Below are 14,713 nucleotides of genomic sequence, written 5' to 3'. Positions count from 1 at the left end.
GTGTAGGTATTCTGTATTAGATGTTACTATCGATAAACGCAGTCAGTTGAGACTTGGTCAAGGCTCCAACCTTGGTGGCTTCCACTTCGCCGCCTTTGAACAACATTAATGTCGGGATACCGCGAACCCCGTAATGTTGAGGGGTTTTGGGGTTTTCGTCGATGTTGAGTTTTGCTACCGTTAATTTGCCTTGATATTCGGCCGCTACTTCCTCCAAAACTGGCGCGATCATCTTGCATGGGCCGCACCATTCAGCCCAGTAATCGACTAAAACCGGACCGCCGGCTTTAAGGACGGAATCGTTGAAATCTGCATCTGATACATGAAGGACTAGGTCGCTCACGCCATTCTCCAATAATTTTTAAAGTGAAAACTATAGTTTCGTCGCTCGGCAATTGTCAATCGATTTCAACGGAATTGGATTTTAGGATATGCTATTCGGTTATGAAAAAAGCACATGTCACTGAAACGCGTTTTAGTAATCTGGAATTGTCCGATTCTATTGTCAAGGGCTTGAAAGAGGCCGGGTTTATTCATTGTACGCCGATACAAGATAGGTCTTTGCCGATTGCTTTACGAGACAGGGACGTCGCCGGACAAGCGCAAACCGGTACCGGGAAAACCGCCAGTTTTTTGCTGGCGACCTTCCAGCGCCTGATTAATGACGAAAGTGAAAAGATCAAGAATCCGCGGGCGTTGATTCTGGCGCCGACACGGGAATTGGCGATACAAATCCATAAAGATGCCTTGCTGCTCGGTAAGTATTTGAATTTAAAATTCGCGTTGATATACGGCGGCACCGATTATCAAAAGCAGTTGGATAAACTCAAGGCCAACGTCGATATTATTATCGGCACGCCCGGCCGTATCATCGACTTTTATAAACAAGGGGCGTTTAGCTTAGACAATATACAAGTCTCGGTGCTGGACGAGGCGGATCGTATGTTCGATCTGGGATTTATCAAGGACATACGCTTTTTGTTAAGGCGGATGCCGGTTCCCGAAAAGCGTTTGAATTTATTGTTTTCCGCTACCTTATCTTACAAGGTGACCGAGCTGGCTTACGAACATATGAATAATCCGGTGATGATACGCATCGAGCCGGAGGAAGTAACTTCTAAAGCAATCAAGCAGTTAGGCTATTGTCCGGCTAACGAGCAAAAAATTCCGCTGCTGTTGGGTTTGTTGAAGAGTCATCAGCCGCAACGCAGCATCGTGTTTGTGAACACCAAGCGTTGTGCCGAACTGTTGGACGATTACCTACAAGCAAACGGATACAAAACGGCTTTACTCAGCGGCGACGTCCCGCAAGAAAAGCGTCAGCGTCTGTTGAACGACTTTCAGGAAAATCGAGTTACTTTGATGATAGCGACCGATGTGGCCGCGCGCGGCTTGCACATTCCCGACGTATCGCATGTATTCAATTACGATTTGCCGCAAGACGTGGAAGATTACGTGCACCGAATCGGCCGGACGGCGCGCTTCGGTGCGTCGGGTGAAGCTATCAGTTTCATTTGCGAGGAATACGCTTACTCTATGCCGGATATTGAGGAATATATTGGGGAAAAAATTCCGGTCGAACCGATCACGGCACAATTGTTGGCCGATGAGGTGATCAAGCCGGGCAAACGGGAGCCCAGAGAACGGGTTCTACCCTTCGAGAAACGCCGAATGTCCAAAGATCAGCGTAAGTCTTGGGAGTTTAAAAAGCCGAAATCGGATGCAGATCCGGCAGTAACGCCCGAAAATCCTCCATTGCCGGAAACTCAATGATTTCCCGTTTGGGTTGCCGGCTGTCCGGTTGGGCAATCGAAATCAGGTTGGCAATGCCGAATGCCCGAGCGGAGCGTAATACCGCTAAACTGTCGTCGACTAACAGAGTGCGCAGTTTATCGAAGCGATAGTTTTGTTGAAATGTTAGCCAAAAGCCTTGCTGTTCTTTGGCCATGCCTAAATCATGCGACGAAACGATGGCGTCGAAAAATTGGTGTAAGCAGGTCCTATCCATTTTCAGAGCCAAACTGTCGCGGTGGGCATTGGTCACTAATATCAAACGCTTGCCGCCGTTTCTGGCAGCCTCCAAAAAATCTACAACGTGCGGATGAACGGCAATCAAACCGGCTAGCTCGTGTTTTAATCCGGCGATATCCAGACTCAATTCCCGGCTCCAATAATCCAGGCAATACCATTCCAGCCGTCCTTCCATTGCTTTAAAGCGGGGCGCAAGTTGCCGCTTGGCTTCCTCTAGCGACAAGTCATGCAGTTCGGCAAAACGCAACGGCACGAATTCCTGCCAAAAGTGATTATCGAAATTTAAATCCAGTAACGTGCCGTCCATATCCAGCAGCACCGTGTCGATTGTGTTCCAGTTCAGCATCGCTTAGATTTCCAGAGTAAGACTTTCGACGGAAGGAGCGTTTTATGCATTCAATGTTTAAGTTTAAATTCGGGTGCATTAAAAATGCACCGATGCTTCCAGATAGTAGCTTTGACCGGGGATGGGGAGGTTGTATGGATAGCTCGAGGTCGCAGGCTCCGCACCTTCTGCATCGAACAGGTTGCGCGCGGAAGCGGTTAAATCCAAATGGCCGAATAAGCGCTTTGCATTCAAGGTTACGTCGATGGTGAAGTAATCTTTCAATATTCTCGGATCGCCGGCATCGCTAATTCGGTGGCCTAGCCAATTGAGCTGGGTTTGTATTTGCCATTTCGGCATAAAACTCCAGGCAACTGCCCCGTATACGTGGTGTTCGGGGACATTGCTGACCCGGCTGTGGCTATCCTGGTTTCTGGCGTATTGCCAGGCGTAGTTACCGCGAAAATTCCAGTCTTGGGTGATGCGCCAATCCCATTCGAGTTCGCTGCCGTAGCCGTTTTGACCGGCCGTGTTAGCGGCCGACAGTACGCCCCGGTTGGACATTACCGGTCGAATAGCATCTTTAATCTCGTAATAATATAGGTTTAACGCGGTTCTCAGGTTGTAAGTCGGCCGATAGTCGAATGCGAGCTCGGTGGTTTGTATGGTTTCCGGGCGTAAGGAGGGATTGCCGGTAAACAATGGGCTGTTTTGTTGATATTGTTCCAGAAAGCTGGGCGCTCTAAATGCGCGTCCGTACAAAATTTTGGCCGTGAGATCGGAGTTGATGTCCCATACCAGCGCGGCGCGAGGATTGACCGTATTGCCGAAGTCCGAATAGTGGTCGTAGCGCAAACCGGTGGTCAACTGCCAATTTGCGGCGATTTGCCACTCATCTTGCGCGGCGATAGACCAAATATCGCGGTGATGGTCGGCAATGAAGGTATAAGGCGTTCCCGTAAGGTCTTTAATGCCGCCGGCGGTATAGATGGCCGAATTCGGAAGGCCTGTCGTATCGATGACGCCCGGGCCGTAATTTCGGGATTCTTGCGAATTAAGCTCTTCGTAACGGAAACCACCGGCTACGCGGATCAGGTGGTCGGTAAAACCCTTGTATAAATTGGTTAGTTCAAAACTGGGCACCGTATTTTTCAGTCCGGTAATAAAACGTACCCCATCGTTGAAACGAAAAAACCGCGTATCGGCAGCGGTAATGTTGCTTGTGATGTTGCCGTCGGGGCTGAGAGGTAAAACGGCACCGGGTGGAAAGCTATAGATGTCGGCGTTGACGTCGGTGTGTAAAAAACTGGCGTGGGCCTGTAGTTCCCAATCGCCGAATAAATCTTCCGTTGAATAACGTAGATCGGCAAGATAATTGCTGCCGGTGCGTTTGCCCAAATTATCCAAGGCACCCGCCGCTCCGGCGCGGAAACCGCCGTTGGTATCGAAAGCCCAAAACCCGAGTTGCCAATGTTTGCGTTGCAGATTCAGGTGGCCGTTCCAACGTTCGTTTTGGTCCTGCATGGGGCCGGGCGCCAGTGAGGCTCGGGTACCTAAAGCGGCATCCAATTGCGATTGCAGGTCCGCCTGAATAATACGGTCCGCATCATAGCCATTGTGACTGTATTGTAAGCTGGCGGCGACATCCCAGCCTTGCCAATAGCCGCCGTATTGCGCCCAGCTGCTTTTGGTATCGGCATAGCCGCCGCGTGCGCCTATCGACAAACCGTCCAGGTCGGCGGCTTTTTTCGTGACGATATTGATGACGCCGGCGAAGGCATCGGCGCCGTACAGCGCGGAACCGGGGCCTCTGATCACTTCGATGCGCTGAATGTTTCTAACGGGAATCTCCATGCCCGCCATGTGAGTACCTTGATAGGGCACCGAAAATCGGGTGCCGTCTATCAGCATCAGTACTTGTGAATTGCCGGTATTTTGTATGCCTCGCAAGCTATAGCTGTAATCGTAGTTCACGGGTTGCAGCGTCGCGTGCATGCCCGGAATGGTTTCCAGGACCTCGTGCAATTCGGTTGCGCCCATCGAAGCGATTTGCTCGGCGGTAATCACGCTGGTTACCGCGGCTGAGTGTGAAAGATTGGTGGCGGTGCCGGTAGCGATCGTTACCGGTATTTCCGCCAGTTCGGCCGGCGAAAGCGTCAATAGCTCGTCCATGTTTTCGCTGTCGCCGACAGCTTTGCCGCAGATTCCCAGCAACAGCAGAACGAGGCGCAGTTGGAAGCGTCTTTGCATGGTGCGATTACAGGTCTTGAAGAGGTATGGGTTTGGCAATTCCGTATCCTTGCGCAAAATTGACACCCAAACTTTTCAATAGATTGAGGATGTCCTGATTTTCTACGAATTCGGCGATGGTCTTTTTATTCATGACTTGACCCACTTCGTTGATGGCTTTAACCATAGTCCAATCGATGCGATCTTCTAAGATATCTTTGACAAATAGGCCGTCTATCTTTAGAAAATCTACCGGCAGGTTTTTTAAATAGGCAAAAGACGACAGGCCGCTGCCGAAATCGTCCAGTGAAAACCGGCAGCCTTTATCGCGTAACGATTCGATGAAATGGCGGGCATACGATAAATTGCTTATCGCCGCGGTTTCGGTGATTTCAAAACAAATTTTCCCGGTCGGAACCTGCCATTTTTCGAATTGGCCGGCAATGAAGGCCAGCATGGTTTCGTCGGACAGAGATAAGCCGGACAGATTCACCGAGCACAACTCCAGCCGTTCGCTGAAACCTTCCGTAATGCTGATATGCCGGAATAGGTTTTCGATGACCCAGCGATCCAGCGCCGGGGCAATGCCGTAACGTTCGGCGGCCGGTAAGAATGCGCCCGGGGGGATGATGCTGCCGTTTTCATCCATGTAACGGATCAGGGTTTCGAAATGCAAACCGCATCCCTTATCGTCGACAGGCACGATCAATTGGCCGAACAATTTGAAGCGGTTTTCTTCAATCCCTAAGCGGATTTTTTCCACCCACTGCATTTCGCCTTGCCGAACGGCCAATTCCTCGTCGTCCGGATTGAAGACGTGCACCCGATTTCTGCCTTTTTCTTTGGCGGCATAACAGGCTGCGTCGGCTTTCTTAAGAATGTCCACGGCGTTGCCGCTAATTTGGTTAATGGCTGTTATGCCGATGCTGACGCCGATGCTGAAACTGCGGTTTTCCCAAGCGAATTGAAAATCGCGGATCACGCTGCGAAATTTATCGGCGGCGATCACCGCTTGTTCGACCTGACAGTGCGACATCAAAATGCCGAATTCGTCGCCGCCTAAGCGGGCTAAGATGTCGGTTTTTCGGACGTTTTGTTTTAAAACCTCGCCAAGCTGGCGTAACAATTCGTCCCCCGCCAGATGGCCGCAGGTGTCGTTAACGACTTTGAACTGGTCCAGGTCTAAATAGCACATCACGTGTTCGCTGCCGTCCGCGTGCGCCTGACTGACTAGGTTTTGAATATTAATATCGAATTGGCGCCGGTTAGGTAGGCCGGTCAATTCGTCGTGGCTGGCTTGATAGGCAATTTTGTCCGCTAGCCGGCGGGTTTCGGTAATGTCTTCGCAGACCAGCAGCATGCGTTGGATGTTGTGTTCGATTTCTATGAATCGGCAGGTTTCCCTGACCCAGATCACGCTGCCGTTTTTACAGATGAAGCGCTTTTCCTGTTTATGCACATGGTCGGGATACTCGCGGCAGATGTTGAAAAATGCCGTGCTGTCTTTCACATCTTCCGGGTGAATGAATTCAAAGATCGACAGGCCTTGTATTTCAGTTGGGCTTAAACCGATTTGTTTGGCGCCGAATTGATTGACCGACTGGATTTCTCCGTTGGCATCCAAATCGAACAGCATGGTCGGATTGTTGTCGTACAGCGCTTGGTAGTTGTTTTTTAAAGATAATAGTTTGTCGTTCTTTTGCTCTACGGTGTCCAGCATGCTGTTGAAAGAATCCACCAAAATGCCGATTTCATCGTTGCTGTGTTTTTTTACCCGTAGCGAATAGTCGTGGCTCCTGCTGATTTTTTCCGCGGTGGAGGCCAGTAAAGCGATCGGTTTAGCGACTTGGTTGAATAGCGGTACGCTTAACAGAAAGGCCGCGAATAGGGCTATAAACAACACGACCAGTATCAAGCCGATGAACTGTAATTGCCTGAGTAAAGTCACGCTGAGGTCGGCAATAATCAGAACCGTACCCACTCTCTCGTCATCCACCAGCATGGGCTGATAAACGTATAACGCCAATCGGTTGATGCGGTTGGCGCTGTCTTCCACATGTTTCGGGCAGAGGGTGGCGTGACGATTTAGCGATGCGTAAAGCAAACCGTATTTGTTGAATACGCAGGCATTTTGCAGTTCAGGCAACTCGGTCAACGAGTTCAAGTTTTCCTGGGCAGTTTTGGGGTCGTCGAACATCACGGCCGCGACGCTACGGTTGGCGATCAAGTTCGCGGTAGCGGTAAAGTCGCTTTGCGCCTTACGTTTGACTTCGGTGACGTTAATCGCGACCAGGATCAAAATGGTCACCAACAAGGCGAAGAAGCTGGATGCCAGCGCGATAGTGAATAATTTGGCTTTTACCGAAAAGCGTGCAAGCAGTTTAGTCACGGCTGTTTTCTCCAACCAGTGACGATACTTCTATCAGTTTGGCGCTGATATTTAGGCCGCCATCTTTTACGGCTTTAAGGTTGATATGCAATTTGACTTTGCCTTCTTCCAATACGAAGCCGATCATGCCGCCGGATTCGGCAAAAAAAGGTTGACTGGAAACCGTTAAGCCGTTGCGCAAGCTTCCTACCAGCAAGGTATGCGCTGCAGGCGACAGTATGTTGGCTGCCTGCGCGTCGTCGAAATAGATAATTTGACAGTTACGCGCTTGGGAACCGTCCTCGAAATGCAAAACCCGGATCGGTTTGCCGAGCGCGGTTTTACTCTCGACGCTATCGAGATAATGCTGGAACGGATCTACGCCGACGATACAAATATTGAAGGTATCCGGATCGATGCTTGGCCAGGATATGAACTTGGTAAAGTTGTAGAGATAGGCGGCCTTGATTTTATATTCGAGGCTGTCGTCTGCTTGAGCCAAGCCGATGCATAGATATATCGGCAATACAATCCGATAGACGGCGTTTATCAGCTTGGCTGATAAACCGTCAGTCGCGAAGTGGGGCAAGGTGGCATCCTATCGTAAGAAATCTTCCGACAAAGATAGCCGAAGTTTGGCTTTACGTGATCAATTGCTCAAAAAATGGCGAAGTACCGTAATCATGTCGCCATGGTCTTTTACCCCGGCGCTTTCCCGGATGCTATGCATGGCCCACATCGGATTGCCGACGTCCACCGTGGCTATCCCCAACTTCGCCGAGGCAATCGGGCCTATGGTACTGCCGCAAGGTAAATCGCCCCTATGGGCATATTTTTGATAAGGCACTTGTGTGTGCCGGCAGGCCTCCACAAACACGGCTTCGGACAAGCATTGCGTCGCATAGCGGTGATTGGCGTTGATTTTGATCACCGGGCCTTGGTTGACGATTATCTTATGATTTGGCTCGTAAGCAGCGGGAAAATTCGGTTGGTAGGCGTGCGCCATGTCCGCGCTGATCATCAGACTATTGGCCAACGCCTGCTTGTAACCTTGCGGAGCCAGTCCGGTTGCCATGGCGACACGCTCCAGAACGTCGGGCAAAAAGCTGCCGGCGGCGCCTTTGCAGGTCTCGCTGCCTATTTCTTCGTGGTCGAACAGCGCGCATACCAAGGTGTTGCCGCTGGTTAATGCACTGTCACTGATAAGCGCGCTCACCGCCGCATGGCAAGAGGCCAGATTGTCCAATTGGCTATCGGTAAAAAATGCGTCGCCGTCGCCCCAAAAACTACCCGGTTGGGTGTCGTAGACGTTGAATTCCCAGCTTAACAGGTTTTCTTTATCCAGCCCGGTTGCGTCTTGCAGCAAGTCGTCGAACCGATTCGCAGCCAATTGCGGATTCGCTTGGGAAAACAACAAGGCCAGTTCTTGCTGTTTTTGCAGCTTCAAGCCGTCTTCGTTGACGCCGCGGTTCATATGGATAGCCAGATTGGGTAGGCGCAGCAAGGGTTTTTCGAAGCGTACCAGCCGGCTGGCAAGCGAGCCGTTCTCTGCCCGATAAGCAACCCGGCCGGCCAAGCTTAAATCCCGGTCGGTAAACGTTGCCACTATCGGGCCGCCGTATATCTCGACGGCTAAGCGCAGCAGGCCGTCGCTTTCTATAAGCGGCTTGGGCTTTAGGCGTAAACCGGGCGAATCGGTATGGGCGCCGATAATTTTGAAGCCGGTGTGCGCGAGATCTTTGCCGCCGGCGACGAAAGCCACGATAGAGGAATCGTCGCGGACCAGATAATAGCGTCCGCCTGCCGTCAGCGACCAGGCGTCGGTCTCGTACAAGCGCTGAAAATCGGCCTGTTGCAAGCGGCGGCCAAGGTTTTCCGCCGCATGCCACGGGCTTGGACTGGCGTCGATAAAGTTCAGCAGGTCTTGCACCTGTTGTCGTGCAGTCATGAGTTTTCTTCCAGATCCAGTACCACCGAATTAATGCAATAACGCAAACCGGTCGGCGGCGGGCCGTCGGGAAATACATGGCCTAGATGCGCCCCGCACTGGCCGCAGGTGACTTCGATCCGACGCATGCCGTGACTCAGATCCTGGTGTTCTTGCAGGGCATCCGGGCTAACCGGCTCCCAGAAACTCGGCCAGCCGCAGCCCGAGTGAAATTTTTGATCGGAGCGAAACAACGCGTGTCCGCAGCAAACGCAACGGTATAGCCCCGGAGTCTCGCAGTCGGTGTATTTGCCGGTAAACGGCGGTTCAGTGCCTTTCTCCCAGCAGATGTGGAATTGTTCCGGCGATAGTTTTTCCCGCCACAGCTCTAGGTCGTTTTCTAATTTAGTCATTTGGAGGCCGCACAGATAAGAGTAAGATTCGGCTATTGTACGCGTTGTGACTAGTATCGGTAAGCGTCTACGACGGGGTGCAAAACGTCCGGACTTGCATATATTATAAAATTCTAATATTCTACGGTTCGGTGGTTTCGGAGCGTACACAACAATAACCAGGCGCTTAGCGCGCAGCTTCGAAACGCTTTAATCAACGTATCAGAGAGGTTATAGTCATGGCGAAAATTGTAATTCTAGGAGCCGGCATAGGCGGCGTGCCTATGGCATACGAAATGCGGGAATTGCTCGGTAAAGAACACGAAGTCGTGGTGATTTCGGATTCTCCAACGTTTCATTTCGTGCCCTCCAATCCATGGGTGCCGCCAAAGTGGCGTAAACCGGAAGAATTAAAAATCGAGCTGGCGCCGGTCATGGCCAAAAAAGGTATCAATTTTATTCAAAAAGCGGCGGTCAAGGTCGACCCGCCCGGCAACAAAGTGGATTTGGCCGATGGCACTTCAGTGGAATACGATTATCTGGTCATTGCGACCGGTCCACGTCTGGCTTTCGACGAAGTGCCGGGATTAGGCCCGCACGGCGGTTTTACTTCTTCGGTGTGTCATGTGGATCACGCGGCATTGGCCGCCGACGATTGGGAGCGCTTCATGGCTGATCCCGGTCCTATCGTAATCGGTGCGGTGCAAGGCGCGTCGTGTTTCGGACCCGCTTACGAGTACATGATGATTATCGAAACCGAGCTGCGGAAACGCAAGATTCGCGACAAAGTGCCTATGACCTTCGTTACCTCGGAGCCCTACATCGGCCATTTAGGCTTGGGCGGCGTGGGCGATACCAAAGGTATGCTGGAAAGCGTGTTACGCGACAAAACCATACGCTGGATAACCAACGCCAAGGTCGAACGCATCGAATCGGGCATGATGTATGTGACCGAAGTCGACGATGACGGCAACGAAAAGAAAAAGCACGAACTGCCGTTCAAGCATTCGATGATGTTGCCGGCATTTACCGGCGTGGACGCGGTGCGCAATTGTGGTGTCGAAGGCTTAACCAATCCGCGCGGTTTCGTAGTGGTGGATCAACACCAACGCAACCCGACCTTTAAAAACATTTATTCGGTCGGCGTGTGCGTGGCGCTGCCGCCGGTCGAAAAAACTCCGGTACCTACCGGTACCCCTAAAACCGGTTACATGATCGAATCCATGGTTACCGCGACCGCGCATAACATCCGCGACGAACTGGCAGGTAAAGAACCGTCGGATATTCCGAGTTTAAGCGCATTGTGTTTAGCGGATTTGGGCGATACCGGCGTCGCATTTCTGGCCGTCCCGCAGATTCCGCCGCGTAACACAACCTGGTCCAATCACGGCAAATGGGTGCACTTGGCCAAAATTGCATTCGAAAAATATTTTATGCGCAAAGTCAGAAAGGGCATCAGCGAACCGTTTTACGAGCGGATGATGCTGAAATTTATGGGCGTGGTCCGCTTGAAATAGGAGGCGATAATGTCTATCGACCGTTTAGTGATGGCGTTTGCCGGTAGCTTCATATTACTGAGCTTGGCGCTGGCGCATTGGCATTCGCCCAATTGGTTATGGTTTACCGCGTTCGTGGGAGCCAATTTGCTGCAAGCGGCATTCACCGGCTTTTGCCCGTTGGCGATAGTGCTGAAAAAGTTTGGAGTCAAATCGGGCTGTGCGTTTTAACGGCTTGATACGTTGGAACTAAATAAAAACACATATGTCGTAGAGTCGGGAGATAGTAAGCATTCGGCAGTACCCGGGGAAACTCGAAAGGCTGCCGGATTTTTTTACCGGGTTTGAGGCGCGGGCGTATTCCCCCTAATAGCGTTCCGTCGCAAAACCGCTGCCATGCCAGCACAAACACTCGGCCCGGTCCTTTTTCCAGTCGGCGAGCACCCAACGTTGCGCCGGAACCCCGTCAATAATCAGTTCATGTTTTGCCGGCCGGTGAGTATGGCCGTGTATCAATACCGAGCACCCGAATTGGCGCATTGCTTGTTCTACGGTTTGCGGATTGACGTCCATAATTTCCGCCGACTTTTGCCGTTTGTGCCAATAGCTGCGCAAGCGGTACCATCTAGCTGCCAGCAAGCGTAGCCATAAGGGTTTGCTCAACACTGCTTGTTGCCACTCCGGGCTACGGGATTTGGCCCGAAAAGCTTGATAAGGCACATCGTCGCTGCATAGCAAGTCGCCGTGGGTCAATAAGGTGCGTCGGCCGTTCAAGTCGATCAGTTCATAGTCGCCTAATAGCTTTACCCCGGTTTCGGCCGCAAAACGTTGGCTCAGCAGGAAATCCCGGTTGCCCAACATCAAATACACCGCAGTGCCGCTGGCAACCAGCGTGTTGAGAGCCCGCTTGACCGGCTGGATGGGCGGCGTATTGTCGTCATCGCCTATCCAGGCGTCGAATAAATCGCCCAGAATGTAAAGCGCTCGGGCTCTGGGGGCGCGGGACGCTAGAAACTCCAGAAAGCGCCGAGTGATCTCGGTTTTTTCCAGGGAGAGGTGCAAATCGGAGATGAATAAAATTTCGCGTTTCAAGACCGCAAATGAATAAGGGGGAGAAACGCCGGACCGGCGCCTACCGATCCGGCCATGGCATTATTGAACGAGTTCGGCTTTCTCGATCACGATGTCGGTTTTGGGTACGTCTTGGTGCATGCCGCGGTTGCCGGTCGGTTGCTTGGCCATTTCGTCGACTACGTCCATGCCTTCGACGACTTCGCCGAAAACCGCGTAGCCCCAGCCGCTGGGAGTTGCCGAAGTAAAGTCCAGAAAACTGTTGTCTTTGTAGTTGATGAAAAACTGTGCAGTGGCGGAATGTGGATCGTTGGTGCGAGCCATCGCCAGCGTGCCGCGTTTGTTTTTCAGGCCGTTGTCCGCTTCGTTTTTGATAGGCGCTTGGGTGGTTTTTTGCTCGAAGCCGGTGTCGAAACCGCCGCCTTGGGCCATGAAGTCTTTGATGACGCGGTGAAAGATCGTGCCGTCGTAGAAACCGCTTTTGACGTATTCGATAAAGTTGGCCGTGGTGACCGGCGCTTTGGCGGTGTCCAGTTGGATGACGACAGCGCCCAAACTAGTGGTCAGTTTGACTTTGGTGGGTGTATCGGACATTGATTTTTCCGTTGCAAATAAAAGGGTTGAAGACAAAAACAGCATCAAAAAAGCAGGCAATCTCAGCATGTAAAGCTCCTTGTGTTCGCTGCAAGCCACGAATTCTAGGTGTTTTCGGCTTGAAAGAGAAGCCACAACCTTGATAGATTGCCGGGTCTTTAGCTGTATTCCACTTTCCCCAACATGTTGAAAATCTATAACACCCTCACTCGAAGCAAGCAGGAATTCGTGCCGCGCCAACCCGGCAAAGTCGGCATGTACGTCTGCGGCATGACGGTATACGACTACTGCCATATCGGCCACGCCCGCGTGATGGTGGTTTTCGATACCGTGGCCCGCTATCTGCGTCATGCCGGTTACCAATTAACCTATGTGCGTAATGTCACCGATATCGACGACAAAATTATCCAGCGCGCCCATCAAAACGGCGAGGACTTCAGCGCGTTAACCGAGCGCTTCATCGCCGCGATGCACGAAGACGAGCGGGCTTTGTCGGTACTGCCGCCGGATATCGAACCCAGAGCCACAAGTTCCATTGGCGACATAATTTCGATGATCGAAACATTGATTGATAACAATTATGCCTACGTCGGCAGCAACGGCGACGTGTTTTACAGCGTGAGCAAGTTCGAGGGCTACGGCAAATTGTCCGGTAAAAACACCGAGGATTTGAACGCCGGCGAGCGGGTCGACGTTGACAATGCCAAGCGCGACCCCTTGGATTTCGTGTTGTGGAAAATGGCCAAACCCGGCGAGCCGTATTGGGATTCGCCTTGGGGCCAAGGGCGACCCGGCTGGCATATCGAATGCTCGGCCATGTCCACGTGCTGCTTGGGCAATCATTTCGACATCCATGGCGGCGGCATGGATTTGCAGTTTCCGCACCACGAAAACGAAATTGCCCAATCCGAAGGCGCTACCGGCGAGCCGTTCGTCAATTACTGGATGCATAACGGCTTCGTGCGGGTAAACGAAGAGAAAATGTCCAAATCCTTGGGCAATTTTTTCACGGTGCGCGAGGTACTGAAGCAATACCGGCCTGAAGTGATCCGCTTTTTTATTTTGTCCAGCCACTACCGCAGCCCGCTGAACTACGCCGACGAGCAATTGGATGAAGCGGGCGCTGCTTTGACCCGCTTGTATACCGCCTTGCGTGGCGTGGAAATAGGCGAATCGGTAATCGACGCCGACTACAAACTGCGTTTCGAACAAGCCATGGACGACGATTTCAATACCCCGCTGGCGCTTTCGGTGTTGTTCGACCTGGCAAGGGAACTCAACAAAGCCAGCGACAAAGCCGGGTTGGCCGCTACCTTAAAGGGTTTGGCTTGCATCCTCGGTTTGTTGCAAGACGATCCTGAACAATTTTTAAAAGGCAGCGGCTTGGACAGCGGATTGTCGGAAACGGACATCGATGCGCAAATCGCCGCGCGCAAAGTCGCTAAAGCCAACAAGGATTGGGCGCAAGCCGACGCGATTCGCGACCGGTTAAAACAGCAAGGCATACTATTGGAAGACGTAGCCGGCGGTAACACCATTTGGCGGCGGGAAAATTAAGGAACAGTCATGACGGAAATGAAAGATAAACCGCTCAGCCGGTTTTTAGACGAATTGGCCGGCAAACAAGCCACGCCGGGCGGCGGCAGCGCCGCGGCGTTGATGGGCGCGCAAGCGGCTGCGCTGGTGAGCATGGTGTGCAACTTGACCATAGGCAAGCCTAAATACGCCGAAGTCGAGGCGGAACTGGTCGCCTTATTGCGCGAATCCGAGCAACTCCGGGAAGACTTGACCGGCATGATCAAAGCCGACATAGAGGTATTCGACCGGTTAATGGCCTGTTACGCCTTGCCCAAAGCCGGCGACGCCGAAAAAGCCGTCCGCAACGCGCAAATTCAAGCGGCCTTGCGGGTAGCCACCGAGGTGCCGTTAGCCTGTGCCGGGGCGTGTGCAAAAGCGATAGCCTTGAGCCGGGTCGCGGCGGAAAAAGGCAATTTAGGTGTGATCAGCGACGCCGGCGTGGCGGTGATGGCCGCTTATGCCGGCTTGAAAAGTGCGGCTTTGAATGTGCAAATCAACGCCGCTGCCTTGAAAGACCGGGCGTTTGCCGAGGCCAAGTTGGCCGAGCTGGACGAGATTATGCGCCATGCGGAGGACGAGTCCGGCGCCGTGTACCGCATCGTTCAGGCTAAGTTGTAAGCTTCGATTTCCCCTTCCCAAGTCAGTGGCAAGCATCACCCGCTTGCTACTGCAGTGTTTTGTTTCCCCGCTAATGTTGTTTTA

At 52.2% G+C, this 14,713-nt stretch carries 14 protein-coding genes; 5 read left to right on the top strand and 9 right to left on the bottom strand.

The features are described 5' to 3' along the window. Window positions 1–16: 16 nt before the first annotated feature. The gene (gene trxA / locus AB0A83_RS19740) at window positions 17–343 is read right to left on the bottom strand and encodes a thioredoxin TrxA (RefSeq protein ID WP_150051452.1); all 327 of its coding nucleotides are present in this window, start codon (window positions 341–343) and stop codon (window positions 17–19) included. Window positions 344–444: 101 nt separating this feature from the next. On the opposite strand from trxA, the gene AB0A83_RS19735 reads away from it, so the two are divergent. Further along, the gene (locus tag AB0A83_RS19735; protein ID WP_150051450.1) at window positions 445–1,773 is read left to right on the top strand and encodes a DEAD/DEAH box helicase; all 1,329 of its coding nucleotides are present in this window, start codon (window positions 445–447) and stop codon (window positions 1,771–1,773) included. On the opposite strand, the gene yrfG is transcribed toward AB0A83_RS19735, so the two are convergent. The 6 genes from yrfG to msrB all read right to left on the bottom strand — a co-directional run bounded on the left by yrfG (window position 1,703) and on the right by msrB (window position 9,293). Further along, window positions 1,703–2,377: a GMP/IMP nucleotidase gene (gene yrfG, locus AB0A83_RS19730; RefSeq protein ID WP_150051448.1), complete on the bottom strand. Its 675-nt coding sequence runs from the start codon at window positions 2,375–2,377 to the stop codon at window positions 1,703–1,705. The genes AB0A83_RS19735 and yrfG overlap by 71 nt on opposite strands. A gap of 78 nt (window positions 2,378–2,455) precedes the next feature. Continuing rightward, entirely contained in the window at window positions 2,456–4,606 is a 2,151-nt protein-coding gene (locus AB0A83_RS19725; RefSeq protein ID WP_367155014.1) for a TonB-dependent receptor plug domain-containing protein, read from the bottom strand. 7 nt (window positions 4,607–4,613) lie between these two features. Next, window positions 4,614–6,974: an EAL domain-containing protein gene (locus AB0A83_RS19720; protein WP_150051444.1), complete on the bottom strand. Its 2,361-nt coding sequence runs from the start codon at window positions 6,972–6,974 to the stop codon at window positions 4,614–4,616. Next, window positions 6,967–7,542: a YfiR family protein gene (locus tag AB0A83_RS19715; RefSeq protein WP_150051442.1), complete on the bottom strand. Its 576-nt coding sequence runs from the start codon at window positions 7,540–7,542 to the stop codon at window positions 6,967–6,969. Before AB0A83_RS19715 ends, AB0A83_RS19720 begins: the two co-directional genes overlap by 8 nt. A 60-nt stretch (window positions 7,543–7,602) precedes the next feature. Beyond that, window positions 7,603–8,901, bottom strand: a complete 1,299-nt coding sequence (locus tag AB0A83_RS19710; RefSeq protein ID WP_150051440.1) for a M18 family aminopeptidase — start codon at window positions 8,899–8,901, stop codon at window positions 7,603–7,605. Further along, on the bottom strand, window positions 8,898–9,293 hold the full coding sequence (msrB, locus tag AB0A83_RS19705) for a peptide-methionine (R)-S-oxide reductase MsrB (protein ID WP_150051438.1): 396 nt from the start codon (window positions 9,291–9,293) through the stop codon (window positions 8,898–8,900). Before msrB ends, AB0A83_RS19710 begins: the two co-directional genes overlap by 4 nt. Before the next feature lie 218 nt (window positions 9,294–9,511). On the opposite strand from msrB, the gene AB0A83_RS19700 reads away from it, so the two are divergent. Continuing rightward, window positions 9,512–10,789, top strand: a complete 1,278-nt coding sequence (locus AB0A83_RS19700) for an FAD/NAD(P)-binding oxidoreductase (protein WP_150051437.1) — start codon at window positions 9,512–9,514, stop codon at window positions 10,787–10,789. Between the two features lie 9 nt (window positions 10,790–10,798). Further along, window positions 10,799–10,999: a DUF2892 domain-containing protein gene (locus AB0A83_RS19695; RefSeq protein ID WP_150051435.1), complete on the top strand. Its 201-nt coding sequence runs from the start codon at window positions 10,799–10,801 to the stop codon at window positions 10,997–10,999. Between the two features lie 135 nt (window positions 11,000–11,134). Here the strand turns inward: AB0A83_RS19695 and AB0A83_RS19690 are convergent, their stop codons facing one another. Together AB0A83_RS19690 and AB0A83_RS19685 are read right to left on the bottom strand one after the other, a co-directional pair. Continuing rightward, window positions 11,135–11,860: a UDP-2,3-diacylglucosamine diphosphatase gene (locus AB0A83_RS19690; RefSeq protein ID WP_150051433.1), complete on the bottom strand. Its 726-nt coding sequence runs from the start codon at window positions 11,858–11,860 to the stop codon at window positions 11,135–11,137. Window positions 11,861–11,920: 60 nt separating this feature from the next. Then, complete coding sequence (locus tag AB0A83_RS19685) at window positions 11,921–12,433, bottom strand: peptidylprolyl isomerase (protein ID WP_150051431.1); 513 nt, start codon at window positions 12,431–12,433, stop codon at window positions 11,921–11,923. Between the two features lie 183 nt (window positions 12,434–12,616). Between AB0A83_RS19685 and cysS the strand changes: the two genes are divergently transcribed. Continuing rightward, entirely contained in the window at window positions 12,617–13,990 is a 1,374-nt protein-coding gene (cysS, locus tag AB0A83_RS19680; protein WP_150051429.1) for a cysteine--tRNA ligase, read from the top strand. A 9-nt stretch (window positions 13,991–13,999) separates the two neighbouring features. Then, complete coding sequence (gene fchA, locus AB0A83_RS19675; RefSeq protein WP_367155013.1) at window positions 14,000–14,629, top strand: methenyltetrahydrofolate cyclohydrolase; 630 nt, start codon at window positions 14,000–14,002, stop codon at window positions 14,627–14,629. Window positions 14,630–14,713 lie beyond the last annotated feature (84 nt).

The organism is Methylomonas sp. HYX-M1, assembly GCF_040741385.1.
Lineage (GTDB): Bacteria > Pseudomonadota > Gammaproteobacteria > Methylococcales > Methylomonadaceae > Methylomonas > Methylomonas rhizoryzae.
The sequence above is the reverse complement of the archived record's forward strand: the minus strand, read 5'-3'. Positions and strand labels throughout refer to the sequence as shown.